General features: G+C 66.7%; 29 protein-coding genes. 14 read left to right on the top strand and 15 right to left on the bottom strand.

The window, feature by feature from the left end:
- Position 1: 1 nt before the first annotated feature.
- Entirely contained in the window at positions 2-346 is a 345-nt protein-coding gene (locus KO490_RS12150; protein WP_216019696.1) for a YbaB/EbfC family nucleoid-associated protein, read from the top strand.
- 7 nt (positions 347-353) lie between these two features.
- Positions 354-953 carry a recombination mediator RecR gene (gene recR, locus KO490_RS12145; protein WP_216019695.1) on the top strand — a complete coding sequence of 200 codons (600 nt, stop codon included), beginning with the start codon at positions 354-356 and terminating at the stop codon, positions 951-953.
- Between the two features lie 42 nt (positions 954-995).
- Here the strand turns inward: recR and KO490_RS12140 are convergent, their stop codons facing one another.
- On the bottom strand, positions 996-1,451 hold the full coding sequence (locus KO490_RS12140) for an Hsp20 family protein (protein WP_216019694.1): 456 nt from the start codon (positions 1,449-1,451) through the stop codon (positions 996-998).
- Positions 1,452-1,645: 194 nt separating this feature from the next.
- On the opposite strand from KO490_RS12140, the gene KO490_RS12135 reads away from it, so the two are divergent.
- On the top strand, positions 1,646-2,410 hold the full coding sequence (locus KO490_RS12135; RefSeq protein ID WP_216019693.1) for a DUF599 domain-containing protein: 765 nt from the start codon (positions 1,646-1,648) through the stop codon (positions 2,408-2,410).
- On the opposite strand, the gene KO490_RS12130 is transcribed toward KO490_RS12135, so the two are convergent.
- Both KO490_RS12130 and KO490_RS12125 read right to left on the bottom strand, forming a co-directional pair.
- Positions 2,328-3,515, bottom strand: coding sequence for an MFS transporter (locus tag KO490_RS12130; RefSeq protein WP_216019692.1), 1,188 nt, complete (start codon positions 3,513-3,515; stop codon positions 2,328-2,330). The genes KO490_RS12135 and KO490_RS12130 overlap by 83 nt on opposite strands.
- Before the next feature lie 104 nt (positions 3,516-3,619).
- Complete coding sequence (locus KO490_RS12125; RefSeq protein WP_216019691.1) at positions 3,620-4,018, bottom strand: hypothetical protein; 399 nt, start codon at positions 4,016-4,018, stop codon at positions 3,620-3,622.
- Between the two features lie 55 nt (positions 4,019-4,073).
- Here KO490_RS12125 and KO490_RS12120 point away from each other — a divergent pair, with 55 nt between their 5' ends.
- Positions 4,074-4,856 (top strand): alpha/beta fold hydrolase, encoded by a 783-nt coding sequence (locus KO490_RS12120; protein WP_216019690.1) that lies wholly within the window; start codon positions 4,074-4,076, stop codon positions 4,854-4,856.
- A 25-nt stretch (positions 4,857-4,881) separates the two neighbouring features.
- Here the strand turns inward: KO490_RS12120 and zapA are convergent, their stop codons facing one another.
- The 3 genes from zapA to KO490_RS12105 all read right to left on the bottom strand — a co-directional run bounded on the left by zapA (position 4,882) and on the right by KO490_RS12105 (position 7,705).
- The gene (gene zapA, locus KO490_RS12115) at positions 4,882-5,259 is read right to left on the bottom strand and encodes a cell division protein ZapA (RefSeq protein WP_216019689.1); all 378 of its coding nucleotides are present in this window, start codon (positions 5,257-5,259) and stop codon (positions 4,882-4,884) included.
- Between the two features lie 3 nt (positions 5,260-5,262).
- Complete coding sequence (locus KO490_RS12110) at positions 5,263-5,796, bottom strand: hypothetical protein (RefSeq protein ID WP_216019688.1); 534 nt, start codon at positions 5,794-5,796, stop codon at positions 5,263-5,265.
- A 106-nt stretch (positions 5,797-5,902) separates the two neighbouring features.
- The gene (locus tag KO490_RS12105) at positions 5,903-7,705 is read right to left on the bottom strand and encodes a BCCT family transporter (RefSeq protein WP_216019687.1); all 1,803 of its coding nucleotides are present in this window, start codon (positions 7,703-7,705) and stop codon (positions 5,903-5,905) included.
- Positions 7,706-7,930: 225 nt separating this feature from the next.
- On the opposite strand from KO490_RS12105, the gene KO490_RS12100 reads away from it, so the two are divergent.
- From KO490_RS12100 to ade, 5 genes are all read left to right on the top strand, one after another.
- Positions 7,931-8,587 carry a TrkA family potassium uptake protein gene (locus KO490_RS12100; RefSeq protein ID WP_216019686.1) on the top strand — a complete coding sequence of 219 codons (657 nt, stop codon included), beginning with the start codon at positions 7,931-7,933 and terminating at the stop codon, positions 8,585-8,587.
- A 2-nt stretch (positions 8,588-8,589) separates the two neighbouring features.
- Positions 8,590-9,921, top strand: coding sequence for a TrkH family potassium uptake protein (locus tag KO490_RS12095; RefSeq protein WP_216019685.1), 1,332 nt, complete (start codon positions 8,590-8,592; stop codon positions 9,919-9,921).
- Positions 9,922-9,968: 47 nt separating this feature from the next.
- Positions 9,969-10,556 (top strand): imidazoleglycerol-phosphate dehydratase HisB, encoded by a 588-nt coding sequence (hisB, locus tag KO490_RS12090; RefSeq protein WP_216019684.1) that lies wholly within the window; start codon positions 9,969-9,971, stop codon positions 10,554-10,556.
- Entirely contained in the window at positions 10,556-11,185 is a 630-nt protein-coding gene (gene hisH, locus KO490_RS12085; protein WP_216019683.1) for an imidazole glycerol phosphate synthase subunit HisH, read from the top strand. Before hisB ends, hisH begins: the two co-directional genes overlap by 1 nt.
- A 72-nt stretch (positions 11,186-11,257) precedes the next feature.
- On the top strand, positions 11,258-12,952 hold the full coding sequence (gene ade, locus KO490_RS12080; protein ID WP_216019682.1) for an adenine deaminase: 1,695 nt from the start codon (positions 11,258-11,260) through the stop codon (positions 12,950-12,952).
- On the opposite strand, the gene KO490_RS12075 is transcribed toward ade, so the two are convergent.
- Positions 12,949-13,533, bottom strand: a complete 585-nt coding sequence (locus KO490_RS12075; protein ID WP_216019681.1) for a d(CMP) kinase — start codon at positions 13,531-13,533, stop codon at positions 12,949-12,951. The two genes, ade and KO490_RS12075, sit on opposite strands and share 4 nt — an antisense overlap.
- A 197-nt stretch (positions 13,534-13,730) precedes the next feature.
- Here KO490_RS12075 and KO490_RS12070 point away from each other — a divergent pair, with 197 nt between their 5' ends.
- Positions 13,731-14,468 carry a helix-turn-helix transcriptional regulator gene (locus tag KO490_RS12070; protein WP_216019680.1) on the top strand — a complete coding sequence of 246 codons (738 nt, stop codon included), beginning with the start codon at positions 13,731-13,733 and terminating at the stop codon, positions 14,466-14,468.
- Between the two features lie 247 nt (positions 14,469-14,715).
- Here the strand turns inward: KO490_RS12070 and tsf are convergent, their stop codons facing one another.
- Both tsf and rpsB read right to left on the bottom strand, forming a co-directional pair.
- A complete protein-coding gene (tsf, locus tag KO490_RS12065) occupies positions 14,716-15,594 on the bottom strand; it encodes a translation elongation factor Ts (protein ID WP_216019679.1) in 879 nt (292 codons plus the stop codon).
- 84 nt (positions 15,595-15,678) lie between these two features.
- Complete coding sequence (rpsB, locus tag KO490_RS12060) at positions 15,679-16,446, bottom strand: 30S ribosomal protein S2 (RefSeq protein ID WP_216019678.1); 768 nt, start codon at positions 16,444-16,446, stop codon at positions 15,679-15,681.
- A gap of 246 nt (positions 16,447-16,692) precedes the next feature.
- On the opposite strand from rpsB, the gene KO490_RS12055 reads away from it, so the two are divergent.
- Positions 16,693-17,337 carry a bifunctional 4-hydroxy-2-oxoglutarate aldolase/2-dehydro-3-deoxy-phosphogluconate aldolase gene (locus KO490_RS12055; protein WP_216019677.1) on the top strand — a complete coding sequence of 215 codons (645 nt, stop codon included), beginning with the start codon at positions 16,693-16,695 and terminating at the stop codon, positions 17,335-17,337.
- Here the strand turns inward: KO490_RS12055 and xseA are convergent.
- Complete coding sequence (xseA, locus tag KO490_RS12050) at positions 17,334-18,899, bottom strand: exodeoxyribonuclease VII large subunit (RefSeq protein ID WP_216019676.1); 1,566 nt, start codon at positions 18,897-18,899, stop codon at positions 17,334-17,336. The genes KO490_RS12055 and xseA overlap by 4 nt on opposite strands.
- 62 nt (positions 18,900-18,961) lie before the next feature.
- Here xseA and purD point away from each other — a divergent pair, with 62 nt between their 5' ends.
- Entirely contained in the window at positions 18,962-20,218 is a 1,257-nt protein-coding gene (purD, locus tag KO490_RS12045; protein WP_216019675.1) for a phosphoribosylamine--glycine ligase, read from the top strand.
- Positions 20,219-20,254: 36 nt separating this feature from the next.
- Here purD and KO490_RS12040 read toward each other — a convergent pair whose 3' ends face one another.
- Positions 20,255-21,271 carry a ribose-phosphate pyrophosphokinase gene (locus KO490_RS12040; protein ID WP_216019674.1) on the bottom strand — a complete coding sequence of 339 codons (1,017 nt, stop codon included), beginning with the start codon at positions 21,269-21,271 and terminating at the stop codon, positions 20,255-20,257.
- A gap of 82 nt (positions 21,272-21,353) precedes the next feature.
- Between KO490_RS12040 and KO490_RS12035 the strand changes: the two genes are divergently transcribed.
- Both KO490_RS12035 and KO490_RS12030 read left to right on the top strand, forming a co-directional pair.
- A complete protein-coding gene (locus KO490_RS12035) occupies positions 21,354-21,953 on the top strand; it encodes a 2-hydroxychromene-2-carboxylate isomerase (RefSeq protein ID WP_216019673.1) in 600 nt (199 codons plus the stop codon).
- Positions 21,950-22,714 carry an alpha/beta fold hydrolase gene (locus KO490_RS12030; protein ID WP_216019672.1) on the top strand — a complete coding sequence of 255 codons (765 nt, stop codon included), beginning with the start codon at positions 21,950-21,952 and terminating at the stop codon, positions 22,712-22,714. The genes KO490_RS12035 and KO490_RS12030 overlap by 4 nt, the downstream gene beginning before the upstream one ends.
- A 9-nt stretch (positions 22,715-22,723) precedes the next feature.
- Here KO490_RS12030 and KO490_RS12025 read toward each other — a convergent pair whose 3' ends face one another.
- The 4 genes from KO490_RS12025 to KO490_RS12010 form a co-directional block, all read right to left on the bottom strand.
- Positions 22,724-23,071, bottom strand: a complete 348-nt coding sequence (locus KO490_RS12025) for an H-type lectin domain-containing protein (RefSeq protein ID WP_216019671.1) — start codon at positions 23,069-23,071, stop codon at positions 22,724-22,726.
- 105 nt (positions 23,072-23,176) lie between these two features.
- Positions 23,177-23,626, bottom strand: a complete 450-nt coding sequence (locus tag KO490_RS12020) for a F0F1 ATP synthase subunit epsilon (protein WP_216019670.1) — start codon at positions 23,624-23,626, stop codon at positions 23,177-23,179.
- 9 nt (positions 23,627-23,635) lie between these two features.
- Positions 23,636-25,060 (bottom strand): F0F1 ATP synthase subunit beta, encoded by a 1,425-nt coding sequence (atpD, locus tag KO490_RS12015; protein ID WP_216019669.1) that lies wholly within the window; start codon positions 25,058-25,060, stop codon positions 23,636-23,638.
- A 23-nt stretch (positions 25,061-25,083) separates the two neighbouring features.
- Entirely contained in the window at positions 25,084-25,956 is an 873-nt protein-coding gene (locus KO490_RS12010) for a F0F1 ATP synthase subunit gamma (RefSeq protein WP_216019668.1), read from the bottom strand.
- Positions 25,957-25,967: the final 11 nt, after the last annotated feature.

Below are 25,967 nucleotides of genomic sequence, written 5' to 3'. Positions count from 1 at the left end.
CATGATCAAGGGTTTGGGCGGGCTTGGCGACATGGCCAAGATGATGAAGACCGCCAAGGAAATGCAGGAACGCATGGCCGAGATGCAGGAGGAGATGTCCAACATCACCGTGACCGGCGAATCCGGTGCGGGGCTGGTCAAGGCCGTCTGCTCGGCCAAGGGAGAGCTGCGGTCGCTGGATATCGACCCGTCGATCTTCGTGCCCTCGGAAAAAGAGGTGGTCGAGGATCTGATCCTGGCCGCCGTCAAGGAAGCGCAGCGCCTGGCCGAGGAGAAGATGCAGTCGGAAATGTCGCGCATGGCCGAAAGCCTCGGCCTGCCGGCGGGCATGAAGCCCCCCTTCTGATCGCGCGATGGAGGGCGGTGGCGACGACATCCAGGCGCTGATCACGGTGATGGCGCGTCTGCCGGGGCTTGGTCCGCGGTCGGCGCGGCGTATCGTGCTGTCGCTGATCCGCAGGCGGGACACGCAGATGGTCCAGCTGGCGCAGCTGTTGGACCGCGTTGCCGTCAATTCCCGCGAATGCCTGTCCTGCGGGAACGTCACCGATCGCGACATCTGCCCGATCTGCGCCGATCCGGCCCGCGCCACGGGCGAGATCTGCGTGGTCGAGGACGTGGCCGATCTGTGGGCGCTGGAGCGCGGCGGCGCCTTTCGCGGGCGCTATCACGTTCTTGGGGGCACGTTGTCGGCGCTGGACGAGGTCGGGCCAGACGATCTGGGCATCCCGCGCCTGATATCGCGCATCCACGAGGAGGGCGTGACCGAGGTGATCCTTGCGCTGAACGCGACCGTGGATGGGCAGACCACCGCCCATTACATCGCCGACGCGCTGGAAGGATCCGAAATCGCCGTGACCGGGCTGGCGCAGGGCGTGCCCATCGGGGGCGAGCTGAATTATCTGGACGACGGGACGATCAGCGCGGCGCTGCGGGCGCGCAGGCGCCTGTGACGAAAAAGGGCCGCCCCGTCGGGCGACCCTGCGATTGCCGGATCAGGAATCCAGCTTCTCGACCTTGGGCGTGTCCTTGGCGATCTCGATCCGGCGGGGCTTCAGCGCCTCGGGGATCTCGCGGACCAGATCGACATGCAACATGCCGTCCACATGGCTGGCACCTTCGACGCGGACATGGTCGGCCAGGGTGAACTTGCGCTCGAATGCGCGGGTGGCGATGCCGCGATGCAGGAAGGTGCGGGCATCGTCCTCCTCGGCCTTGCGGGCCGAGACGACGACCGATCCGTCGCGCATCTCGACGTTCAGGTCGTCGGCCGCGAAACCGGCCACGGCGATCGAGATGCGATAGGCGTTCTCGCCCGTCTTCTCGATGTTGTAGGGGGGATAGGTGGGTGCGGACACGTCGGCGCTGAGCGCGCGGTCCATCACGTCGGCCAGCCGGTCGAAACCGATCGAGGCACGGTAGAGGGGCGTGAGATCGAAGTTGCTACGCATGGTTGTCACATCCTTGTTCAAGCGATGATCGTAACGCTTCCCGTATTCGGGCAAGCTGTCATACCGACGCCGTCATGGCCGCCGGTTCCAATGATCTAGGATCGCGGAACCCGGCTTCAAGACCCTTTCCGCAGCTTTCGTCGATGCCGAAGCAGGGTCTTTCCGGCGCCGCCAAGCCGCCCTAATGTCGCGCCATGGACGCATTGGAACTCATCGGCGGCATCCGCCTCGACCCGCTTGAAATCGCAGCGCTGATCGTGCTGTTCGGCACCTGGCTGGGCATCGGACACCTGACCGAGCGTCCTCCGCAGGGCATTCCGTCGGTTTCCGTGCTGATGAAGCGGTATCGCCGGGAATGGATGCGCCAGTTCATCACGCGCCAGCCGCGCATCTTCGACGGCAACATCCTGTCCAGCCTGCGCGAGGGCACGGCCTTCTTCGCGTCGGCCTGCATGATCGCGACCGGGGGCCTTCTGGCACTGATCGGCAATGCCGAGCGCCTGCGCGGGATCGCGGCCGAGCTGGAGCTGGACCCCACGGATCATACCGGCTGGCAGCTGCGCCTGCTGGTCACGATGTTCTTCGTGGTGAACGCCTTCCTGAAATTCGTCTGGGCGCATCGGCTGTTCGGATATTGCGCGGTGATGATGGCCGCCGTCCCGAACGAGCCCGAGGACCCGACCGCGATGGACCGCGCCATGCAGGCGGCCGATCTGAACATCACCGCCGCGCGCAGCTTCAACGCGGGGCTTCGCAGCGTCTATTTCGCGCTTGGCTCGCTCGGGTGGCTGGCTGGCCCATGGGCGTTGTTCCTGGGCACCGCGATGGTGCTGTTCGTCACCTGGAGGCGCGAGTTCAACTCGACCTCGCGCAAGGTCATCCTGCGTTCGCTGCCGCCGCCCGACCTGCCCGATCTCGCGCGGTGGCCAGACCCAGCACGACAGCCCCGGCGGCGGTAAGCGCGATCCCCACCACCCCGGTCGAACGCCAGCCCCAGCCCGCGGCCAGCGCCATGCCCGCAAGGAACGGCCCAAGCGCGTTGGCCGCGTTGAAGGCCGCGTGGTTCATCGCGGCCGCCATGTTCTGCGCATCGCCCGCGACCTCCATCAGGCGGGTCTGCAGCGGGATCACCAGCCCCGCGCCAAGCGATAGCAGGAAGGACGACAGCACCATCAGCTTCCAGTCGCCCACGACGATGGCCGCGAAGCCCTGCGTCGCGGCCATGGATGCCAGCGCGATGCACGAGGCCCGCGTGGTGCCCAGCATTTCGGTCGCGCGACCCGAGATCCAGGTCCCGAGCGTGCCGCCCACGCCGAAGACGGCCAGGGCCAGCGGGATCGCATAGCCGGGCGGGTTCGCCGTCGCCAGCATCGCCGCCGTCAGATAGGCATAGACCGCGAACAATCCTCCGAAGCCGATGGCGCCCACGGCCAGCGTCCACAGGACGCGCGGATTGCGCAGGGCGTGCAGTTCGTCCCAGGGGCGCGCATCGGGATTGCCGCCGACCCTCGGGGCCAGCTTCAGGATCGCCCATGCCGAGGCCAGCGCGATGACGCCCGGCAGTCCGAAGCCGAAGCGCCAGCCGATGGCCTGCCCGAACCAGCCCGCCAACGGCACGCCGAAGATGTTGGCCACGGTCAGCCCCATGATGACCTGCGCCGCACCCCGCGCCCGCTGACCGGGCGGCAGCGCATCGGCGGCATAGAGCATCGCGACCCCCAGGAACCCGCCATGCGGCAGGCCCGCCAGGAACCGCACTCCGGTCAGCCCCGCCACGCCTGGCACGAAGGCCGCCAGCAGGTTCATCACCCCGTAGAACATCATCAGCGCCGCCAGATACCGGCGCCGCGGCAGCCTGGCCCCCATGATCGAGGTGATGGGCGCCCCGATCACCACGCCGATCGCATAGGCGCTGATCACGTGACCGGCCTGCGATTCGGTCAGCAGCAGGTCGGCGGCGAAATAGGGCAGCAGCCCCATGGCCGCGAATTCGGACGTGCCGATGGCGAAGGCGCCAAGGGCCAGCGCCAGGATTGCGGCGCGGAAATCTCTGCTCTGGGTCATGTCACTGGCTTTCTGGGACGGGCTCGGGCATGCGCAGGCGCATCGGGGATGCGTTCGGCGGTCCCTTCAGCCGATAAAGCAGGCTTGCATCTCGTGCAATGCAATCAAAGCGTGCCGCGGCCCACCATGATCCAGATTGCCACGGCAGCCAGCACCAGAAGACCGAACACGACCGAGGCCGTCATGCTGATCGCGCGGCCCTGAAAGCGCGCGATCTCTCCCAGTGGCTGCAGATGGGCGGCAAGCGCGGCATGGGCGCGGCCCAGATCCTGCAGCGGCAGCTGACGCGCGATGCGGGGCTGACGGGCAAGGCGGTCGGCGCGGGCCAGGGTCTTGGCCTTGCGGCGCAGGCGGTCCGGCAGGGCCCCGCCCCGGCGCCGGACCATGACCGACAGATCGGGACGTTCGCCGCGCCGCGCACCGCCGAAGCGCGATGCCATCAGCTGCGCGATCTCGTCGGCCATGGCCGGAATGTCTTCGAAGCTGTCGGGCTTTCGTGTCATGGGCGGCAGGTTAGACGGGATGGCGGGCGGACGCCAGACGATCTAACAATGTGGAATGAAGCTGAATCACACCATCTCCGGTCCGCAGGACGGGCTGCCCGTCCTTCTGGTCCACGGCCTCTATGGCCAGGGCCGCAATCTGGGCGCGCAGGCCCGCAAGCTGGCCGAGACCCGGCCCGTCATCACGGTGGACCTGCGCAATCACGGCGAAAGCCCGCACGACCCCGATGCCAGCTATGCCGCGCTGGCGGGCGATCTGGCGGCGCTGATCGGCGATCTGGGCGGGCGCGTCGACCTGGTCGGGCATTCGATGGGCGGCAAGGCCGCGATGCTGCTGGCGCTGACACATCCCGAACTTGTGCGCAGGCTGGCCGTGCTGGACATCGCGCCCATCGCCTATGGCCACGACCAGACCCGTTTCGTCGATGCGATGGAGGCGCTGCAGATCGCGACCATGACCCGCCGCGCCGAGGCCGACCGCGCGCTGGCCGAACATGTCCCCGAACGCGGCGTTCGGGCCTTCCTGCTGCAGAACCTGGATCTGAAGGCCCAGCCCGTCGCGTGGCGGCTGAACCTGAGCGCGCTGCGCGAATACATGCCCCAGATCGTCGGCTGGCCCGAGGATGCGCCCAAGGGCAGCTTTGCCGGCAAGGTGCTGGAGATCAGGGGAGAGCTGTCGGACTATGTCACCGAAGCGGGCGAGGCTGCGCTTCGCGCGCATTTCCCGCAGGCGCGTACGGTGACGATCAAGGGCGCGGGCCATTGGCTGCATGCCGATGCGGCCGATGCGGTCGGCGACACGCTGGCGGCCTTCCTGGGCGACGGCAAGGGCGACTGAACCGCCCCTGCCCTTCCGCGACGGATCAGGGGGCGGGGTTCGCCGCCTCTTCCTGTTCGGACAGGCGTTCGGCCAGGGATTCGGCGCGGGCCGCCAGTTCGGCCATGCTTTCCTTCAGTTCGGGCGGGATGACCGGAACCTCGACCTTGGGCGGGTTCTGCTGAAGCCGGGCGGCAAGGCGCTCGGCCTTCTCGGCGCGATCCTCCATCGCGGCAAAGCGGTCGGCCAGCATCAGCCCCGCCAGCAGCAGCAGCCGCGGTTCGGGAACGCGCCCCGCCTGCGACAGGATCTGCTGCGCCTCGGCGTCCAGAAGCTGGGCGGCGCGCTGCAGCAGCCGTTCCTCGCCATCGGCGGCGCCGACGCGGTATTCCTTGTGCCCGATCGTGAAATCAACCTCGGCCATGGGTCAGCCCTCCTGCCTGTCGGTCGTGTCTTCGGGCAGGCCCGCCCCGTCGGCCACCACTTCCTGCGGGTCAGTGGCAGGGGCGGCATCCTCGCCCAGCAGGCGTTCCAGCTCTGCCATGATCTCGCTCATCTGCGCCATCTCGGCTGCACGGGCCGCACGCAGGGCCGACACCTCGGCCTCGAGGGCCTCGCGCATCTCGTCATCGCCGATGCCGCCGGTCGCATGGGCGTCGATCAGGTTGCGGTTTGCGGTGGTCAGTTCCTCGTTGGCGGCGGACAGGCGTGCGGCGTTTTCCGCGGCCGTGTCCAGGCGCGATCGAAGATCGGCCAGCTCGCCCTCGTGGTCGTGATCCTCGGGTGCGGATGCGGTCTGCAGCTGCGCCTGCAATTCGGCGTTCAGGGCGCGTTCGCGGTCCAGTTCGGCCCGCAGATCGCCATCCTCCGCGACAGGCCGCATCGAGCGGGCCTCGAGAAGCCGGTCGATCTTGTCGAGTGCTGCGCCGAGCCGGCGTTCGCTGGCTGAAATCTCGCTCATCGGCGTAGGTCCCCTGGTGTCTTTACCAGAATGTTGTGGCACCGAAGACCGCCCGATACAAGAACGGGCGGGAAATCCCGCCCGCCCGTTCGTTCATGTTGCCCGATCAGGCAAGTTCCCGCCGTTCGGCCATCAGACCCTTCACGATGGCCCAGCAGGCCCCCAGAAGGACGATGGTGAAGGGCAGCCCGGTCGAGACCGCCATGGCCTGAAGCGCGATCAGTCCCCCGCCGACAAGCAGCGAGATGGCGATCAGCCCCTCGACCACGCACCAGAAGATGCGCTGCGGCACGGGGGCGTTGACCTTGCCGCCGGCGGCGATCGTGTCGATGACCAGCGATCCCGAATCCGACGAGGTGACGAAGAACACGATGACCAGCACGATGCCGATGAAGCTGGTGATCGACGACAGGGGCAGCTGCGACAGCATCTCGAACAGCTTCAGTTCCAGCGCCGCATCCGTGATCCCCGAGAAACCTTCCAGCGTCATGTCGATCGCGGTTCCGCCAAGCGCCGTCATCCACAGGACCGAGATGACCGAGGGCACGATCAGCACGGCGATCAGGAATTCGCGCACCGAACGACCGCGCGAGACGCGGGCGATGAACATGCCGACGAAGGGCGACCAGCTGATCCACCATGCCCAGTAGAAGGCGGTCCAGCCCTGGCGGAAGTTGTCGTCGCTGCGGCCGAAGGGATTCGACAGCGGGATCAGCTCGGCCGCGTAGGTGCCGAGATTCTTGAAGAAGCCCGTCAGGATCGCGATGGTCGGACCGACCAGAATGACAAAGGCCAGAAGCAGGATCGCCAGGATCATGTTCAGCTCGGACAGGCGCTTTACGCCCTTTTCCACGCCCAGCACGACCGACATGGTGGCGACAAGCGTGATGGCCAAAATAAGGACCACCTTGGTCGTCATGCCGTCCGGAATGCCGAACAGGTCCGCCAGGCCGGCGGTCGCCTGTTCCGCGCCCAGACCCAACGAGGTCGCAAGCCCGAAGATCGTCGCAAGCACGGCCAGCACGTCGATGATGTGACCCGGCCAGCCCCAGATCCGTTCCCCGAAGATCGGATAGAAGACCGAGCGCAGCGTCAGCGGCAGGCCCTTGTTGTAGGCGAACAGGCCAAGCGCCAGCGCGACGATGGCATAGACCGCCCAGGGGTGCAGACCCCAGTGGAAGATCGTCGCGGCCATGCCCAGACGGATCGCGCCCGCCTGATCGCCTGCAGCACCGTCAAGCGGGGCCCAGTCGGTCCGCACGCCGTTCTCCATGACGGGACCGCCCAGCGCGGCCTCGAAATGGCCCAGCGGCTCGGACACGCCATAGAACATCAGGCCGATGCCCATGCCTGCCGCAAACAGCATCGCGAACCAGCCCGACAGGCTGAAATCGGGCGTGGCTTCCGGTCCGCCCAGGCGGACCTTGCCAAGCGGCGACACGATCAGCGCCAGGCACAACAGCACGAAGATGTTGCCTGCCAGCATGAAGAACCAGTCGAGATTCGAGGTGATCGCACCCCGGATGCCGGCGAACAGGGGTTCGGCCTGATCGGCGAAGAAGATGGTCAGAACGGTGAACAGCACCACCGCGGCGGCCGAGATGCCGAAGACCGGGTTGTGGATGTCGAAGGGAATGGGCGCGCGCCCTTCGATATTGTCCTGACCGATCTCGTAATCGGTCTCGATGATCTCGGTCGGGCCCTCGGGTTCGGGAAGGGCCTCGACGCCGCTGTCATCGACCGCGATATCGGAGGCTGCGGGCTCGGGGGTGGCGGGCCCGGGCTTGGGGGCCTGCTTTTCGGCGCGCGGGGGCACGCGACCGGACAGGGCGTCCTGTTCGCGGGTCAGATCGCGGGGGGCCTTCGGCTTGCCCGGCCCCTCGGGCGGTTTGTTTGGCGGCTGTGACATCTGTCCCTTTCAGATAGATCTAGATCGGGTTTGAGGTCCGTTGCCGTTCGTGACGACAGACCATGGGCGGATACCCGCCTTCGGAACGCGAGGTTACTCTCACATTTGGGTCAGAAAGGCCACCTGCGGGTGGAAAGTTCCCATTTCCCCGACCTTCGGTCGCGCTTGACTTCGCATTGCGCAGGGATACAGCATCCGCGGGTTTTTGCCCTTGATGGTGGCGGGATGGGAAAGCAGTCCAGAAGTTTCGTGGTCATCGGGCTCGGCTCGTTCGGCAGCGTCGTCGCGTCCGAGCTTGCGCGTTTCGGCAACCGGGTCATGGGTGTGGACAAGGATCCGCGCCGCGTCGCGGCCCTGGCCGAGACCCTGCCCCAGTCGGTGATCCTGGATGCCACCGACGAGGGCGCGCTGCGCGAGGCGGGGATCGACCGCTACGATGTGGGCCTGGTGTCCATCGGGAACGACCTGGAAAGCAACGTGATCGCGGCGATGAACCTGCGCCTGATCGGCGTGGGCACCGTCTGGGCCAAGGCCGAGAGCCGGACCCACCACCGCATCCTGTCCAAGATCGGTGCGGACCGCGTCGTCATGCCGGGGCTGGAGATGGGCCGCCACACCGCGCAGATGCTGAACAACCCGGCGGTGCAGGATTACGTCAGCCTGGGGAACGGCTTTTCGGTCGTGAACCTGCTGATCCCCCAGCGACTGGCAGGGCGGCATCTGAAGGATCTGAACATCGGCAAGGGGATCGAGGTGCTGGGCCTGATGCGCGGGACCGAGTTCTGCAACCTGCGGCTGGACGACCGGCCGCTTCAGGCCAACGACCGCCTGCTGCTGCTGGGCAAGCGCCCCGACCTGACGCGTTTCGGCGACCAGCTGTGAGGATGCGCTGGTTGTCGCGCTGGCTGGCGCGGACGCCGCCGCCCGCGGTTCTGGCAGCGGGATACCTTGCGCTGATCCTGCTGGGCGGGCTGGCCCTGATGCTGCCGCCGATGGCGCGGGTGCCGATCACGCTGATGGATGCGCTGTTCACCTCGACCTCGGCGGTGACGGTGACGGGGCTGGCGGTGATCGACACCGAAACGGTGCTGACCTTCTGGGGCCAGCTTGTCGTGGCGGTGCTGGTCCAACTGGGCGGGCTGGGACTGATGACCTTCGCGGTCATGGTCTGGTCCGCGCTTGGCCTGCCCATCGGCATCACCCACGGCGCCTACTTGCGCGAGGATCTGAACCAGACCTCCTACAGCAAGCTGACGGCGCTGGTCTGGACCATCCTGCGCGTCGTCCTGATGGCCGAGATCGCGGGCGCGATGCTGCTGTGCCTGTCCTTCATGCCCCGTCACGGACTGGCCCAGGGACTGTGGCACGCGATCTTCCATTCGGTATCCGCCTTCAACAATGCGGGTTTTTCGACCTTCTCGGCGGGGCTGACGGATTACGCGCTGGACCCGGTCGTGAACGTAGTGATCCCCGGTCTCTTCATCCTTGGCGGCATCGGATACGTGGTGGTGGGCGACATCGCGAACCGCCGCTTCTGGCGGGGGTGGAGCCTGCACACCCGGCTGATGGTCGTGGGCACCGCCGTGCTGATCGTTCTGGGGGTCGGGCTGACCGCGATCCTGGAATGGAACAACCCCGCCACGCTGGCGCGATACGACAGCGCGACCGCGCGGCTGACGGTCGCCTGGTTCCAGGGGGTCACGCCCCGCACGGCGGGCTTCAATTCGACCGATATCGGGGGGCTGCACGATTCGACGTCGCTTCTGTACATGGCGCTGATGATCATCGGCGGCGGCCCCACATCGACGGCGGGCGGGCTGAAGGTCACGACCGTTGTGGTCATGGTGCTGGCCACGATCGCCTTCCTGCGCCGCCGGACCGAGATCTGGGCCTTCGGGCGGTCCATCCCGCTTGGCGACGTGCTGAAGGCGATGGCGCTGATCTCTATCGCGTCGATGGTGGTCTTCACCGCGATGTTCATGCTGACGATCAGCCATGACGGCGAATTCGTGGATATCGCCTTCGAGGTCGCATCCGCCTTCGGCACGACCGGCCTGTCGCGCGGCTATACCGGGGAACTGAACGATTTCGGGCGCGCGGTCATCATGGTCGTCATGTTCCTCGGGCGGGTGGGTCCGCTGACGCTCGGGTTCTTCCTGGCGACGCGGATGGTGCCGCGGGTGCGATACCCGGCCGGTCAGGTGCATCTTGGCTGACGGTGCTGCCCGGCCTATAAGGCGCGGGCAATCAGGAAGGACACCCCATGCGTCAGGCGACGATCACCCGCACCACTGCCGAGACGAAGATCGAGGTCACGCTGAACCTCGACGGCACCGGCGTCTATGACAACCAGACCGGCGTGGGCTTCTTCGATCACATGCTGGACCAGCTGGCCCGCCATTCGCTGATCGACATGACCATCCGCGCCACGGGCGACCTGCATATCGACGACCACCACACGGTCGAAGATACGGGCATCGCCATCGGTCAGGCCCTGGTTCGGGCATTGGGCGACAAGACGGGCATCCGCCGCTATGGCCGGTTCCACCTGGCGATGGACGATGCGCAGATCGCCGCGGCGCTGGACCTGTCGGGCCGTGCCTTCCTGGTCTGGAACGTCGATTTCCCGACCGAGAAGATCGGCAGCTTCGACACCGAACTGGTCCGCGAGTTCTTCCAGGCGCTGTCCACCCATGGCGGCATCACGCTGCATGTGGACCGCATCCACGGGCTGAACAGCCACCACATCGCCGAGGCCGCGTTCAAGGCCGTGGCCCGCGCCCTGCGCGAGGCGGTCGAACCCGATCCCCGCATGGCGGGCGTCCTGCCTTCGACCAAGGGGGCCCTGTGATGCGCGTCGCACTGGTCGATTACGACAGCGGGAACCTGCATTCCGCCGAAAAGGCCTTCCAGAAGATGGGCCACGACATCGGCGCCGAGGTGATCGTCACCTCGGACCCCGAAACCGCGATGAAGGCCGACCGCATCGTCCTGCCGGGCGACGGCGCCTTTCCCGCCTGCCGCACGGCACTGGGCGAGGTGGACGGCATGGCCGAGGCCCTGCGCGAGGCGGTGCTGGTCCAGGGCAAGCCCTTCATGGGGATCTGCGTCGGCATGCAGATGCTGGCCTCGACCGGGCATGAATACCGCCAGACCCCCGGCCTCGACTGGATCGGAGGAGAGGTCGTTTCCATCGACGCGCCCGATCTCAAGGTGCCGCATATGGGCTGGAACGATCTGGTCGTCGATCACCCCCACCCGGTGCTGGACGGCATACGCACGGGCGATCACGCCTATTTCGTGCACAGCTGGCATTTCCGCGTGGCCGATCCCGCGCATCTGCTGGCCCATGTCGAATATGGCGGGCCCGTCACGGCAGTCGTCGGGCGCGACAATATCGTGGGCACCCAGTTCCACCCTGAAAAATCGCAGGATATCGGGCTGCGCCTGATCGCGAACTTCCTGCGCTGGAACCCCTGAAGCGGCCGCGGGGGCTGGACGCGGCCCCCGCATTCCGGTTTGTTGTTTCCTTCAATTCAAGGGGATGACGACATGGACGATCTGGAACGCCGCATCGCGCAGGCCCGGGGTGACATGCAGGCCGACCTGGTCCTGCGGGGCGGGCGCGTTCTGGACCTGATCACGGGCGACCTGCTGGAAGGCGATGTCGCGATCTGCGGCGACCGGATCGCGGGCATCGCTGCCGATTACGACGGCGCGCAGGTGATCGACGTGTCGGGCATGGTGCTGGTGCCGGGCTTCATCGATACGCATCTGCATGTCGAAAGCAGCCTCGTCACGCCCTTCGAATTCGACCGCTGCGTGACCCCGCGCGGCGTCACCACGGCCATCTGCGACCCGCACGAGATCGCCAACGTCATCGGGCTGGACGGCATCCGGTATTTCCAGGACGCATCGGCGCATGTGATGATGGACCTGCGCGTGCAGCTGTCCAGCTGCGTCCCCTCGACCGAGATGGAGACCGCCGGCGCGCGGATCGAGGCCGGGGATCTGGCGCAGGTGATGAACCACCCCTCGGGGATCGGGCTGGCCGAGTTCATGAACTATCCCGGCGTGATCCACCGCGATCCGGCGGCGATGGCCAAGCTGCGCCTGTTCGCGGGCGGTCATGTCGACGGGCATTGCCCGCAGCTGCGGGGCCGCGACCTGAACGCCTATGTCGCCGCCGGAATCCGCACCGAACACGAGGCCACCACCGCCGAGGAGGCGCGCGAGAAGCTGCAGAAGGGCATGCGCGTGCTGATCCGCGAAGGGTCCGTCAGCAAGGACCTGGAAGCGTTGGCACCCCTGTTGGACGAACGCACCAGCCCCTACATGTGCCTTTGCACTGACGACCGGAACCCGCTGGACATCGACGAACACGGGCATCTGGATTACATGATCCGCCGCCTGATCGCGCGCGGCGTGCCGCCGCTGGCCGTCTATCGCGCGGCCAGCCTGTCGGCGGCCGAGGCGTTCGGCCTGAAGGATCGCGGGTTGATCGCGCCGGGGCTGCGCGCCGATATCGTGGCAATGCCCGATCTGGCCGACTGCCGGGCATCGCTGGTGATCGCGGGCGGGCGCGTGGTGGATGACGCGGCGCTTGGCGCGCGCGGGCATGTCGCGGCACCGGGGCGCGAGTCGGTCAAGGCACCCGTGCTCGCCCCGCAGGATTTCCGCTGCAGCGGCAATGCCGAGGAGACGCCGGTGATCGGCATCCTCGAAGGCAAGATCATCACCGAACACCTGACCCACCACATCGCGCCGGTCGATGGCGACAAGCGCCCCGATGCCGACCGCGACCTGGTCCGCATCGCCGTGGTCGAGCGTCACGGCAAGAACGGCAACATCGCCACGGGTTTCGTGCAGGGCTTCGGGCTGCGGCATGGCGCCATCGCCTCGACCGTCTGCCACGACCATCACAACATCGCGGTGGTGGGCATGGATTACGACGACATGGCGCTGGCCGCGAACCGCCTGTCGGAAATCGAGGGCGGCTTCGTCGTCGTCCGCGACGGACGCGTGCTGGCCGAACTGCCCCTGCCCATCGCGGGCCTCATGAGCCTTGGCCCGTTCGAGGACGTGCGCGACCGGCTGATCGACCTGCGCGCCGCCGCCCGCACCCTGGGCACGACCCTGGAAGAGCCGTTCCTTCAGCTGGCCTTCCTGGCCCTGCCGGTGATCCCGGCGCTGAAGATCACCGACCGCGGCATGGTCGATGTGAACAGGTTCGAGATCATCGGTTAACCGCGGGCGCGCGCAACCTCGGCGATGGCACGTTCGACGGCCTGATCGATGGTCAGGCTGCTGGTGTCTAGGACGATCGCGTCATCGGCAGGGCGCAAGGGGGCCGTCGCACGTTCGCTGTCGCGACGGTCGCGTTCCCGCAGTTCGATCAGCATCTGCGCGGGGTCGGCGCCCAGCTCGGCCGCGCGACGTGCCGCGCGCACCTCGTCCGAGGCGATGACATAGAGCTTCACCCGCGCGTCCGGACAGATCACCGATCCGATATCGCGGCCGTCCAGCACCGCGCCCGGCTCCTCCAGCGCGAAGCGCCGCTGGAAATCGACCAGCGCCGCGCGCACCTCGGGGATGACGGCGACGCGGCTGGCCGCCTGCCCCGCTTCGGCCGTGCGCAGATCGGCCCGGTCCAGATCCTGCGGCACCAATGCGCGCGCGGCGGCGATCGGATCGCCGCCCATCGCCCCGATCGCCCGATAGAGCAGCCCCGTATCCAGATGCCGGAACCCGAAATGCGCCGAGATCGCGCGCGAGATCGTCCCCTTGCCCGAGGCCGCAGGTCCGTCGATCGCGATGGTAAAGGGCATGCCGTGCCGTCCAAGCTGTCAAAACCGCGCCATGATTGGCATGCAAGATGCCTACAGGTCCAGCCCCAAGCACCCGAGGCCCGCCGATCTGCCACAAAAAACCCATGTTTCATGAACGAAGGCTCAATTTGCTTGAGTTTTGGAAAATACAAATGCTTATTGAATGGTGTTTATAGTTGCGATGTTCGCGGGTCCTAATGCTTACAGAATTTATTCAAAACGTGGTTTCCGCCGCGTCAATCGGTGACGCTAATATCGCCTTTGTCGAAGCCAGCAACTTTTACGGGTATAAACTGGTTCAATATCGCGCGACATTCTCGACCGATATTCCCGTTCCGAGCCTGAGAGAGGCTCCAATCGTGATTGGAAACCTGCCCAAGAAAATGCATGCGGAACTGATTGCGCCGGAATTGATCGACCGCACGATCCGAACGACCGGGGTCATCTCGGCCTCCGCCGTGGCCGAGGAACTGGGCAAGCCTGCCCTGTTCGAACGCATGATCTCTCAGGGATTCGACGCGGTGCAGGTGATCAGCCTGCATGGCACGGCACTCAACAGTTGCGGTGTCGTGCTGCTCTGGGGCGGCTCGCACACCTCCGCCGCACGCCTGCGAGAGATCTGGGACCGCAACGGCGCGGCGATGCGCCTTCTGTCGGCCGTCATGCATATGCGCATCGCGACCCTTTCCCGCAGCACCCCCGAACGCAACCTGACGCCCCGCCAGCGCGAGGTGCTGCTGTGGCGTTCGCTCGGCAAGACGATCTCAGAGATCTCGATCATCCTGGGAATCACGGTGGCGACGGTCGAAAAGCACCTTCGCCTGGCGCGAGAGAATCTGGGCGTCGAAACCACCCCGCAGGCCGTTCTGAAGGCCCATGTGACCCAGCAGCTGTTCAACGGCGTTCCCGACGATGGCAAGCGGCCGCTCATTTGACTGCAATGGTATGGTTTTCCGCCAATTGGGTGCGACCCCGGCTTGGTGCAGCATGTGCATGTTCCGTGAGTGGTGACACGCAAGTGTCAGGAACAGGCGATGTTGGCCTTGTTGCCTTGGCTGACATCGCCATCAGGGACTTCGCCGCCTGAACCGCGCTGCCCCCTCCCCTGAACCACGGACGCGGAACGGAAAATGCCGGCCCCATCGGGACCGGCATTCGTGTTTTCAGCAATGATCGCGCGGATCAGGAACCGCCGAGGGTCTTGGCGACCTCTGCCGCGAAATCCTCTTCCAGCTTCTCGATGCCTTCGCCGACTTCGACGCGGGCATAGGCCTTGATGGTCGCGCCCGCTTCCTGTGCGGCCTGGGCCACGGTCAGGTCGGGGTTGATGACGAACTTCTGGCCGGTCAGCGTGACCTCCTCGAAGAACTTCTTCATGCGGCCTTCGATCATCTTCTCGATGACGGCTTCGGGCTTGCCAGATGCGCGTGCCTGCTCGGTCAGGACGTCCTTCTCGCGCTGCACCAGCGCGGGGTCCAGGTCGGTCTCGTCCAGCGACGAGGGCGAGGTCGCGGCGACGTGCATCGCGATCTGGCGACCCAGTTCCTCGTTCCCGCCTTCTAGGCCGACCAGAACGCCGATCTTGCCCATGCCGTCGGCAGCGGCGTTATGCACGTAATGCACGACGGTCGGCGCCTCGACGGTGACCATCCGGCGAAGGGTCATGTTCTCGCCGATCTTGGCGATCGCATCGGTCAGGATTTCCGAGACCGGCTTGCCGTCGATCTTCTCGTTCTTCAGCGCCTCGACGTCGTTCACGTTCAGGGCGGCTTCCGCGATCTTGCGGACCATGTTCTGGAACTCTTCGTTCTTGCCGACGAAGTCGGTTTCCGAGTTCACTTCGACAGCCACGCCACGGCCGTCACGCACGGCAACGGCGACCAGACCTTCGGCGGCCACGCGGCCCGACTTCTTGGCAGCCTTGGCAAGACCCTTGGTGCGCAGCCAGTCGATGGAGGCTTCCATGTCGCCGTCGTTCTCGGTCAGCGCCTTCTTGGCGTCCATCATGCCTGCGCCGGTGGTCTCGCGCAGCTCTTTCACCATAGCAGCGGTGATTGCCATGTCCGTCTCCTTGTGTTCAAGCGGTCAGGCGGGGGAATATCCCCGCCTGACGACAGTTCGGTGAAAACGCGTATCGCGGGCCGATCAGGCCTGGGCTTCTTCTTCGACGGCCAGCTCTTCGGGAGCTTCGGCCAGCGAACCCAGATCGACGCCGGCGGCGCCCATCTGTGCCGACATGCCGTCAAGTGCGGCGCGGCTTGCCAGGTCGCAGTACAGCGAGATCGCGCGGGCCGCGTCGTCGTTGCCCGGGATGATATAGTCCACGCCGTCGGGCGAGCAGTTGGTATCCACGACCGCGACGACCGGGATGCCCAGCTTGCGCGCTTCGGCGATCGCGAGGTCTTCCTTGTTCACGTCGATGACGAACAGCAGGTCCGGCAGGCCGCCCATGTCGCGGATGCCGCCCAGGCTTGCGGTCAGCTTTTCCTGATCGCGCTCGAGCTGCAGACGCTCTTTCTTGGTCAGACCTTCGGCGCCGCCTGCCAGTGTCTCGTCGATGGCCTTCATGCGGTTGATCGACTGGCTGACGGTCTTCCAGTTGGTCAGCGTGCCGCCCAGCCAACGGTGGTTCATGTAGAACTGGGCCGACTTCTCGGCGGCTTCGGCGATCGACTTCTGTGCCTGACGCTTGGTGCCGACGAACAGGACACGGCCGCCCTTGGCGACGGTGTCGCGGATGACGTTCAGCGCGGCGTCCAGCATGGGGACGGTCTGCGTCAGGTCGACGATGTGGATGCCGTTGCGGTCACCATAGATGAACTCGCCCATGCGGGGGTTCCAACGCTGCGTCTGGTGACCGTAGTGGACGCCAGCTTCCAGAAGCTGACGGAGCGAGAATTCGGGGAGCGCCATAACTTGGTTCCTTTCCGGTTTGCGCCTTGGCAGGGGATCTCAGGGCGGATGCCCCAACCGGTGGACGTCTTGCGGATTTCTCCCGCAAGGGCCCGCCCCTGCCTGTGAAGTGTGTGCGCGTTACAGCCCAAACCGCCCGGATGCAAGCGGGAATCGCCCCGCCGGCCCCGGATGCGGCGCTTTCGCTTGCATCATCCGCCCCCCCGGTCCAGTTTCGGCGCAATCATAGCAGATCCGAGGTGTAGCATGACCCCCGAACAGCAATCCCAGAAGACCCGCGCCCTGTGCCAGCTGGCACCGGTGATTCCGGTGATCGTCATCAAGGATGCGGCCCATGCCGCCGATCTGGCGCGTTCGCTGGTCGCGGGCGGGCTGCCTGTCCTCGAGGTGACGCTGCGCTCGGACGCGGCGCTGGATTCGATCCGCGCCATGTCCGGGATCGAGGGCGGCCATGTCGGCGCGGGCACCGTGATGACGCCCGACGATGCCAAGCGCGCCAAGGATGCGGGTGCGGAATTCGCGGTCTCGCCCGGTCTGACCGATCGCCTGATCCAGGCCTGCAGCGATCTGGAACTGCCGCTGCTGCCCGGCGCCGTGACCGCATCCGAGGTGATGCGCGCGGTCGATGCGGGCTTCGACATGCTCAAGTTCTTCCCGGCCGAGGCCGCGGGCGGCGCGCCGGTGCTGAAATCCATGGCCGGCCCCATCCCGCGCGTCAGCTTCTGCCCGACGGGCGGCGTGTCGCCGGACAACGCGCATGACTATCTGTCGCTGCCGAATGTCGTCTGCGTGGGCGGCAGCTGGATCGTGACGGAAAACGACATGAACCACGGCAACTGGTCCGCCATCGAGGGCCGCGCCCGCACCGCCGCGGCCCTGCGTCGCGACTAAAGCAGGCTTTTCTGTTCGGGCGGTGCCTTGCGCCGCCCGGGCTTGGCCGGGGCGGTCGCGGGGCGCGCATCGACGCTTCCATCGTGGAACTCGACCCGGAATTGCGGCGTCCTGGCCGCGACCGACGCCTCGGTCAGCACGCCATCCGGCCCGTGCACCACGGCGTAACCCCGCTTCAGCGTCTCCTTGTATCCGAGCGTCTGCCGCATCCGGTCCAGCCGCGCCAGCGTGGCCTTGCGTGCCGCCATGTCACGGGCCTGCGCGGTGGCCAACCGTCCCGACAGCTGACCCAGCTTCTGCCGCTGTTCCTGTGCCGCACGACGCGTCGTCCCCGCGATGCGCCGCAAGGATGCCTCCAACCGTTCGGCCAGCTGCGCCACCCGGTCGCGCGGGCGTTCGACCCTGCGCAACCGGGACATGTCCAGCCGCGATGCGCAGCGTTCCAACCCGTGCCGCTTGGCCTGAGCGTATTGGCGCAGCGTCGCTGCCGGAATGGGCCGCGAGGCCAGCTGCTGACGCCGCATCCTGACAAGCTGGCGCAGCGCCGGTTCCAGTCGCGCGCCCTGCAGGTCCAGCCGCTGTCGCGCCCCGTCGGTCAGCGCCGCGGGCCTGCCCATCGCGCGGGACAGGTCGCGCAGCCGCTGACGGGGGCGCTGGATCATCTGCGTGCCCGACCGCGCCATCCGCGCACCCGCATCGGCCAGCCGCGCCAACAGTTCGGCGCGCACGGGGACCGCGATCTCGGCGGCTGCAGTTGGGGTCGGCGCGCGCCGGTCCGATGCGAAATCGATCAGCGTGGTATCCGTCTCATGGCCCACGGCGGATATCAGCGGGATACGGCTTTCGGCGGCGGCACGGACGACGATCTCTTCGTTGAAGCCCCACAGATCCTCGAGGCTGCCGCCCCCCCGCGCGATGATCAGCAGATCGGGCCGCGCGATCGGGCTGCCTTCGGGCAGCGCGTTGAAGCCCCGGATCGCGGCGGCCACCTGCCCCGCGCAGGCCTCGCCCTGGACGGCGACGGGCCAGATCACGACATGGGTCGGAAAGCGGTCGCGGAGGCGGTGCAGGATGTCGCGGATCACCGCCCCTGAAGGCGAGGTCACGACCCCGATCACGCGCGGCAGGCTGGGCAAGGGTCGCTTGCGGTCCTGGTCGAACAACCCCTCGGCGGCCAGCGCCTTGCGGCGCTTTTCCAGCATGGCCATCAGCGCGCCCGCGCCCGCGGGTTCGATCTGGTCCACGATCATCTGGTATTTCGACTGGCCGGGGAAGGTCGTCAGGCGGCCGGTCGCGATCACCTCCATGCCTTCCTCGGGGCGGTGGGCCAGCCGTGCGGCCTGCCCCTTCCAGGTCACCGCGGCCAGCACCGCGCGATCGTCCTTGAGGTCGAAATACAGATGCCCCGATCCGGGCCGCGACACGCGGCCGATCTCGGCCCGGACGCGGACGCGCCCGAACTGGTCCTCGATGCTGCGTTTCACCGCGCCCGACAGTTCCGACACGGTGAATTCATGGGCGTTGCTGCCCGGCTTGTCGTCGTCGTCCTCGAAAAGATCCATGCGCCTTGTTCCCTGCTTGGGGGCAGACTAGAACGCGCGCAGGTCAAGCGAAAGGGCGGCAGATGAACATCCTGATCCTGGGCGGCGGCGGGCGCGAACATGCGCTGGCATGGGCGATCCGGCAGAACCCGAAATGCGACAGGCTGATCGTGGCCCCCGGCAATGCGGGCATCGCGAATGTCGCGGAATGTGCCGCGCTGAACATCGAGAGCCGCGCCGACGTCCTGGAATTTGCCCAGCAGAACGCCATCGATTTCGTGGTGATCGGCCCCGAGGCCCCGCTGGCCGCGGGCGTGTCGGACGCGCTGCGCGACGCGGGCTTCCTGACCTTCGGCCCCAGCCAGGCCGCGGCCCAGCTCGAGGCGTCGAAGACCTTCACCAAGGAGGTCTGCGACGCCTGCAACGCGCCCACCGCCGCATGGGCACGCTTCGACAACGGCGCCGAGGCCCGTGATTACGTCACCGCCCAGGGCGCGCCCATCGTCATCAAGGCCGACGGGCTGGCCGCCGGCAAGGGCGTCACCGTGGCCGAAACCATCGAGCAAGCCCATGGCGCCATCGACGCGATCTTCGACGGCGAATTCGGCGACACCTCGGTCGTGATCGAGGAGTTCATGGAGGGCGAGGAAGCCAGCTTCTTCATCCTGTCCGACGGCACCGACTGCCTGCCCGTCGGCACCGCCCAGGACCACAAGCGCGTCGGCGAAGGCGATACCGGCCCCAATACCGGCGGCATGGGTGCCTACAGCCCCGCCCCCGTCCTGACCGAGGCGCTGCAGGACCAGGTGATGGAACGGATCGTCCGCCCCACCGTGGCCGAGATGGCGCGCCGCGGCACGCCGTTCCAGGGCGTGCTCTATGCCGGGCTGATGATCAAGGACGGCACGGCGCGGCTGGTTGAATACAATGTCCGTTTCGGCGATCCGGAATGCCAGGTGCTGATGATGCGCCTTGGCGGTCAGATCCTGGACCTGCTGCTGGCCTGTGCCGAAGGCCAGCTGGCGCAGGCGCGGGTCAGCTGGGCCGACGATCACGCGATGACCGTGGTGATGGCTGCCAAGGGTTACCCGGGCGCGTACGAGAAGGGTTCGGTCATCGGCGGGCTGAAGGACCTGCAGGAGGACAGCTTCCAGATGACCTTCCACGCGGGCACTGCGGATCGTGACGGGGCGACGGTCGCGGCCGGCGGGCGCGTGCTGACCTGCACGGGGCGCGGCGCGAACCTGTCGCAGGCGCATCAGCGCGCCTATGCCCAGGTCGAGGCGATCGACTGGCCCCAGGGCTTCTGCCGCCGCGATATCGGCTGGCGCGCCCTGTGAAACCGGAACGGCGCCCCGCGGGGCGCCGTATCGTCTTCAGGTGTTGTAGAGACCTTCGTAGATCGGCAACAGGGTGTCCGTCTCGAACAGGCTGCTGACCGAGGTGCCGTTCCAGATGTTCAGGATCGCCTGCGTGAACATCGGCGCGGTCGGCACGATGCGGATGTTCGGCGCGTTCTTCACCGCATCGGTCGGCTGGATCGAATCCGTGATGACCAGCGATTTCATCACCGATTTGCTGACGCGTTCGACCGCCGGGCCCGACAGGACGCCGTGGGTGATATAGGCGTGGACCTCGGTCGCGCCGTTGTCGATCAGCACCTGCGCGGCCTTGCACAGCGTCCCCGCCGTGTCGCAGATGTCGTCCACGATGATGCAGCTCTTGCCCTCGACATCGCCGATCACGGTCATCTCGGCGATCTCGCCTGCCTTTTCGCGGCGCTTGTCCACGATGGCCAGCGGCGCGCCGATCCGGGTCGCCAGTTCACGCGCACGCGCCACGCCACCGACATCGGGCGAAATGACCATCAGGTCGTCCATGCGGCCCTTGAAATGGTGCTGCACATCCAGCGCGAAGACCGGCGCGGCATAGAGGTTGTCGACCGGGATGTCGAAGAAGCCCTGGATCTGGGCCGCGTGCAGGTCCATCGTCAGGATGCGGTCGACGCCGGCCTCGGTCAGCAGGTTCGCGACCAGCTTGGCGCTGATGGGCGTGCGGGCCTTGGCGCGGCGGTCCTGGCGGGCATAGCCGAAATAGGGGATCACGGCGGTGATGCGCGCGGCCGACGAACGCTTGAGCGCATCGACCATGATCAGCAGTTCCATCAGGTTGTCGTTCGCCGGGTTCGAGGTCGGCTGGATGATGTACATGTCCTCGCCGCGGACATTCTCGTAGACCTCGACGAAGATCTCGGCGTCGTTGAACCTCTCCACCCGGGCATCGAGCAGGTTGACGCTCATCCCCCGATGCATGGACATCCGCCGCGCGATCGCGCTGGCAAGGGGTCGGTTCGAATTTCCGGAGATCAGCTTGGGTTCGGTCATGACGGGCATCATCGGGCCTCTGGCGAGTTCGGGCAGATTGCGGACCGCTTAGCACCGCGATAGCCTGCGGCAAACCCCGAAAGGACCCGGCATGGCCCATATCGACTACTATCTCGCGACGATCAGCCCTTGGTGTTACCTTGCCGGCACACGGCTGGAAGAGGTCGCGGCCCGTCACGGCGCCACGATCACCTACAAGCCGCTGGACGTGATCCAGCTGTTCGACCGCACCGGCGGCGTCGGCCCGGCCAAGCGCCATGTCAGCCGGCAGGAATATCGCAACCAGGAAATCCCCCGTTGGGCCGAGCATCTGGGCATGGAGATGAACCAGAAACCCGCCTTCTGGCCGGTGAACATGGCGCCCTCTTCCTATGCGATCATCGCGGCCCAGAAGGCGGGCGGCGGCGATCTGGGCGGTCTGGTCCATGGCATCATGCGCGCCTGCTGGGCCGAGGAACGCGACATCAGCGACGACGCCGTGCTGCGCGACCTGCTGGAGGCCCATGGCTTCGATCCGAAGCTGGTGGACAGCGGCCTGCTGGTCGGCGCGGATGCCTATGCCCGCAACCTCGAAGAGGCCGTGGCGGCGGGGGCCTTCGGCACGCCCTTCTATATCGTGCGCGAAACCGATCAGCGTTTCTGGGGCCAGGATCGCCTGGACTTCCTCGACCGGCATCTGGCCACCCTATGAGCGGGGTGCATCTGCGTCACTGGCCCGGCGATCAGGATCGCCCGGGTCTTGCGCTGCATTGCATGATGGCGGGCGGGTCCTATTGGGGGCCCGTCGCGCAGGCGCTTGGCGGGCGGCTGGACCTGCGCGGTTTCGACATGCCGGGCCACGGGCGCAGCGATCCCTGGACCCCGGCCGCGGGTGATCCCGATTTCCACACCGCCGTCACGCGGATCGCGGCCAGCTTCATCCAGCGCCCGCTGGACCTGATCGGGCACAGCATCGGCGCGACGGTGGCACTGCGGATCGCCGTCGCCGCCCCCGAGGCCGTCCGAAGCCTGACACTGATCGAACCCGTGTTGTTCGCCGCCGCCCCCGATGCCGCGCAGGACGCACGCGACGCCCAGATGGCCGAGCTGCTGGAACGCGGCGATGCCGAAGCCGCGGCGCGCAGCTTCCTGTCGATCTGGGGTGGACCCCAGCCCTCTGCCCTGCCCCCGGCGGTGCTGGACCAGATCGCCATCGTGCGCGAGACCGGCGACACGCTGCGCCACGATGCGGCGCGCATCCTGCGCGACGGCGGGCTGGAAGCCATCGACGCCCCGGTGATGATCGTGAACGGCAGCGACAGTCCCCCGGTCATCCACGCCATCACCGATGCGCTGGCCGCAAGATTGCCGGATGTCGGGCGGGCGACCGTTCCGGGCGCGGGGCACATGCTGCCGATGACCCATCCCGAACAGCTGGCCGGGCTGATCGAGGTCAACCTGGAGCGCGCCTGAAATCGGGCCCTAGAGGATGAAGTCGTGTTCGTCCGGAAGCGCGCCGATGGCCGTCCAGCCCACGCGCATCCGGGCGATCCGCGTATCGCCCCAGGTGTGAAAGACGATGTCGAAACCGGCAGCCGTCACGTGTTCGGGGCGCAGGTCGCCGCGCTGGTTCCGCTCGGCATCCAGATCCCACATGGTGACCGCCAGCTGCACGACAGGCGGGCGCAGGAACCGTTCCGCGAAGTCCACATGCATGCGGATCTCGCGGTTGCCGGTATCGGTCCAGAACGGGCCGCTCGTGTCGAAATCCGTCACGATCATCTCCTGCCCCTGCAGGATGCCCAGTTCGCCACTGTTGATGCGCAGCATGTCCGTTCCTCCCGACATCGACCATGTATTCATAACCAACCGGGGCCCATGAGAAAAAGCCCCGGCGCGGACGCCGGGGCTTTCGTTTCGACCCATGGGTGGGGATCAATCGGGCACGGTCGCCGAATTCGGGTCCAGCCCGATATGCGACCCGAGCGCCTGCATGTCGCCCAGAAGCTTCACGGCGGCGGTCACGACCTCTTCGCCGACATGTTCACGACGATCCTGCGCCGAGCGGTGGGCCCGGTGCGCGTCATGCATCATCTCGTCGAAGACTTCCTGCGTGACTTCCTCGCGCGGGTGCCCACGCTCTGCCAGCAGGCTGACCGAATCCGCGTTGATTTCGGCGAAGCCGCCGGTCACGGCGAATTCCTGCTGGGCACCGTCGGTACCCAACAGAACCACCATGCCCGGACGCAGGGTCACGATCGCGGGCGCATGACCGGGCATCGCGGTGAGATCACCGTCATTGCCCGGCAGGCGCACCTCGCGCACGGGAACGGAGACAAGCTTCCGTTCCGGCGACACGAGGTCGAACTGCATGGTATCGGCCATCTTGCCCCCTTACGCGGCTTCGGCCGCGAGACGCTCGGCCTTCGCCTTGGCGTCGTCGATGTCGCCGACCATGTAGAAGGCCGATTCCGGCAGGTGATCGTATTCACCGGCAACCACGGCCTTGAACGAGGCGATGGTCTTTTCCAGCGGCACCTGGATGCCGTCCGAACCGGTGAAGACCTTCGCGACGTCGAAGGGCTGCGACAGGAAGCGCTGGATCTTGCGCGCGCGGGCCACGGTCAGCTTGTCCTCTTCGGACAGTTCGTCCATGCCCAGGATCGCGATGATGTCCTGCAGCGACTTGTACTTCTGCAGGATGCCCTGCACGTCGCGCGCGACCTTGTAATGCTCTTCGCCGACGATGCCCGGATCGAGGATACGGCTGTTCGAGTCGAGCGGGTCCACGGCCGGGTAGATCCCCAGTTCCGAGATCGCACGCGACAGAACGGTGGTCGCATCGAGGTGGGCAAAGGTCGTGGCCGGAGCCGGGTCGGTAAGGTCGTCGGCGGGAACGTAGACGGCCTGGATCGAGGTGATCGAGCCGTTCTTGGTCGAGGTGATGCGTTCCTGCATCGCGCCCATGTCGGTGGCCAGCGTCGGCTGATAGCCCACTGCCGAGGGGATGCGGCCCAGAAGTGCCGACACCTCGGAACCCGCCTGCGTGAAGCGGAAGATGTTGTCCACGAAGAACAGAACGTCGGTCCCGGTGCTGTCGCGGAACTGCTCGGCCAGGGTCAGGCCGGTCAGCGCGACGCGCATGCGGGCACCCGGAGGCTCGTTCATCTGGCCATAGACCAGCGCAACCTGCGACTCGGCCAGGTTGTCCGGCTTGATGACGCCCGATTCCACCATCTCGTGATACAGGTCGTTGCCTTCACGGGTCCGTTCGCCGACGCCCGCGAACACCGAGTAACCCGAGTGCACCTTGGCGATGTTGTTGATCAGTTCCATGATCAGAACGGTCTTGCCGACGCCTGCGCCGCCGAACAGGCCGATCTTGCCGCCCTTGGAATAGGGGGCCAGCAGGTCGATGACCTTGATGCCGGTCACCAGGATTTCCGAGCTGGTCGCCTGCTGGGCGAAGTCCGGCGCGGGCTGGTGGATGGCGCGGGTCTCGGTGACGGTCAGGGCATCGCCCTCGTCCACCGGGTCGCCCACGACGTTCAGGATGCGGCCGAGCGTCGCGTCGCCGACCGGCACCGTGATCGGGCCGCCGGTGTCGCCGACCGCCTGGCCGCGGACCAGACCTTCGGTCGCGTCCATGGCGATGGTGCGGACGGTGTTCTCGCCCAGATGCTGTGCGACTTCCAGAACCAGCTTCTTGCCGTTGTTGTCGGTCGTCAGCGCGTTCAGAATCGCGGGCAGGTGGTTGTCGAACTGCACGTCAACGACGGCGCCGATCACCTGCGTGATTTTACCAGTGGCCTCTGCCATGTGATCACCCTCTAGCGTTACGGTCAGAGCGCCTCGGCGCCCGAAATGATTTCGATGAGTTCCTTGGTGATCGCAGCCTGACGCGAGCGGTTATACTCGGTCGTCAGACGGTCGATCATGTCGCCGGCGCTGCGCGTGGCGTTGTCCATGGCCGTCATCCGCGCGCCCTGCTCGGACGCCGCATTTTCCAGAAGCGCCGCGAAGATCTGCGTCGCGACCGAGCGCGGCAGCAGCTCGGCCAGCAGTTCCTCTTCGCCCGGCTCGTATTCATAGAGCGCGTTCGCGGCGGTTGCCTCTTCGGGGACTTCGGCGGGGATCACCTGGCGTGCCGTGGGCACCTGGGCGATCACCGACTGGAAGCGGTTGAAGAAGATCGTCGCGACGTCGAACTCGTCGGCATCGAAGCGGGCCAGCAGTTCCTCGGCGATCGCGCGCGCATTGTCGTAACCGATGCGCTTGACCTCGGACAGGTCGACGTGATGCACGAAGAGGCTGCCATAGTCGCGCTTGAGCTGCTCGCGGCCCTTCTTGCCGACGGTCAGGATGGCGACATCCTTGCCCTCGGCGCGAAGACGGTCGGCATGCTGGCGGGCCAGCTTGACGATCGAGCTGTTGAAGCCGCCCGCAAGACCACGCTCGGCGGTCATGACCACCAGAAGATGACGCTGATCGCTGCCCGTACCGGCCAGCAGACGCGGCGCGCCGGCCTGGTCCGCGGCATTCGCGGTCAGGCCCGACATCACCGCCGCCATGCGGTCGGCATAGGGGCGCGCGGCCTCCGCCGCTTCCTGCGCACGGCGCAGTTTCGCGGCGGCGACCATCTGCATCGCCTTGGTGATCTTCCGCGTGTTCTTGACGCTTCCGATCCGGTTCTTGAGATCCTTGAGACTGGGCATCTATCCCCCCT

It is taken from the genome of Paracoccus sp. C2R09 (assembly GCF_018860625.1).
GTDB lineage: Bacteria > Pseudomonadota > Alphaproteobacteria > Rhodobacterales > Rhodobacteraceae > Paracoccus.
Note: the sequence above shows the minus strand (reverse complement) of the source record. Positions and strands in the feature narration are given on the sequence as shown.

Excerpts from the sequence above, each read along its gene's own strand:
- KO490_RS12150 (WP_216019696.1), top strand. The coding sequence starts at position 2 with ATGATCAAGGGTTTGGGCGGGCTTGGCGACATGGCCAAGATGATGAAG.
- recR (WP_216019695.1), top strand. The coding sequence starts at position 354 with ATGGAGGGCGGTGGCGACGACATCCAGGCGCTGATCACGGTGATGGCG.
- KO490_RS12140 (WP_216019694.1), bottom strand. The coding sequence starts at position 1,451 with ATGCGTAGCAACTTCGATCTCACGCCCCTCTACCGTGCCTCGATCGGT.
- KO490_RS12135 (WP_216019693.1), top strand. The coding sequence starts at position 1,646 with ATGGACGCATTGGAACTCATCGGCGGCATCCGCCTCGACCCGCTTGAA.
- KO490_RS12130 (WP_216019692.1), bottom strand. The coding sequence starts at position 3,515 with ATGACCCAGAGCAGAGATTTCCGCGCCGCAATCCTGGCGCTGGCCCTT.
- KO490_RS12125 (WP_216019691.1), bottom strand. The coding sequence starts at position 4,018 with ATGACACGAAAGCCCGACAGCTTCGAAGACATTCCGGCCATGGCCGAC.
- KO490_RS12120 (WP_216019690.1), top strand. The coding sequence starts at position 4,074 with ATGAAGCTGAATCACACCATCTCCGGTCCGCAGGACGGGCTGCCCGTC.
- zapA (WP_216019689.1), bottom strand. The coding sequence starts at position 5,259 with ATGGCCGAGGTTGATTTCACGATCGGGCACAAGGAATACCGCGTCGGC.
- KO490_RS12110 (WP_216019688.1), bottom strand. The coding sequence starts at position 5,796 with ATGAGCGAGATTTCAGCCAGCGAACGCCGGCTCGGCGCAGCACTCGAC.
- KO490_RS12105 (WP_216019687.1), bottom strand. The coding sequence starts at position 7,705 with ATGTCACAGCCGCCAAACAAACCGCCCGAGGGGCCGGGCAAGCCGAAG.
- KO490_RS12100 (WP_216019686.1), top strand. The coding sequence starts at position 7,931 with ATGGGAAAGCAGTCCAGAAGTTTCGTGGTCATCGGGCTCGGCTCGTTC.
- KO490_RS12095 (WP_216019685.1), top strand. The coding sequence starts at position 8,590 with ATGCGCTGGTTGTCGCGCTGGCTGGCGCGGACGCCGCCGCCCGCGGTT.
- hisB (WP_216019684.1), top strand. The coding sequence starts at position 9,969 with ATGCGTCAGGCGACGATCACCCGCACCACTGCCGAGACGAAGATCGAG.
- hisH (WP_216019683.1), top strand. The coding sequence starts at position 10,556 with ATGCGCGTCGCACTGGTCGATTACGACAGCGGGAACCTGCATTCCGCC.
- ade (WP_216019682.1), top strand. The coding sequence starts at position 11,258 with ATGGACGATCTGGAACGCCGCATCGCGCAGGCCCGGGGTGACATGCAG.
- KO490_RS12075 (WP_216019681.1), bottom strand. The coding sequence starts at position 13,533 with ATGCCCTTTACCATCGCGATCGACGGACCTGCGGCCTCGGGCAAGGGG.
- KO490_RS12070 (WP_216019680.1), top strand. The coding sequence starts at position 13,731 with ATGCTTACAGAATTTATTCAAAACGTGGTTTCCGCCGCGTCAATCGGT.
- tsf (WP_216019679.1), bottom strand. The coding sequence starts at position 15,594 with ATGGCAATCACCGCTGCTATGGTGAAAGAGCTGCGCGAGACCACCGGC.
- rpsB (WP_216019678.1), bottom strand. The coding sequence starts at position 16,446 with ATGGCGCTCCCCGAATTCTCGCTCCGTCAGCTTCTGGAAGCTGGCGTC.
- KO490_RS12055 (WP_216019677.1), top strand. The coding sequence starts at position 16,693 with ATGACCCCCGAACAGCAATCCCAGAAGACCCGCGCCCTGTGCCAGCTG.
- xseA (WP_216019676.1), bottom strand. The coding sequence starts at position 18,899 with ATGGATCTTTTCGAGGACGACGACGACAAGCCGGGCAGCAACGCCCAT.
- purD (WP_216019675.1), top strand. The coding sequence starts at position 18,962 with ATGAACATCCTGATCCTGGGCGGCGGCGGGCGCGAACATGCGCTGGCA.
- KO490_RS12040 (WP_216019674.1), bottom strand. The coding sequence starts at position 21,271 with ATGCCCGTCATGACCGAACCCAAGCTGATCTCCGGAAATTCGAACCGA.
- KO490_RS12035 (WP_216019673.1), top strand. The coding sequence starts at position 21,354 with ATGGCCCATATCGACTACTATCTCGCGACGATCAGCCCTTGGTGTTAC.
- KO490_RS12030 (WP_216019672.1), top strand. The coding sequence starts at position 21,950 with ATGAGCGGGGTGCATCTGCGTCACTGGCCCGGCGATCAGGATCGCCCG.
- KO490_RS12025 (WP_216019671.1), bottom strand. The coding sequence starts at position 23,071 with ATGCTGCGCATCAACAGTGGCGAACTGGGCATCCTGCAGGGGCAGGAG.
- KO490_RS12020 (WP_216019670.1), bottom strand. The coding sequence starts at position 23,626 with ATGGCCGATACCATGCAGTTCGACCTCGTGTCGCCGGAACGGAAGCTT.
- atpD (WP_216019669.1), bottom strand. The coding sequence starts at position 25,060 with ATGGCAGAGGCCACTGGTAAAATCACGCAGGTGATCGGCGCCGTCGTT.
- KO490_RS12010 (WP_216019668.1), bottom strand. The coding sequence starts at position 25,956 with ATGCCCAGTCTCAAGGATCTCAAGAACCGGATCGGAAGCGTCAAGAAC.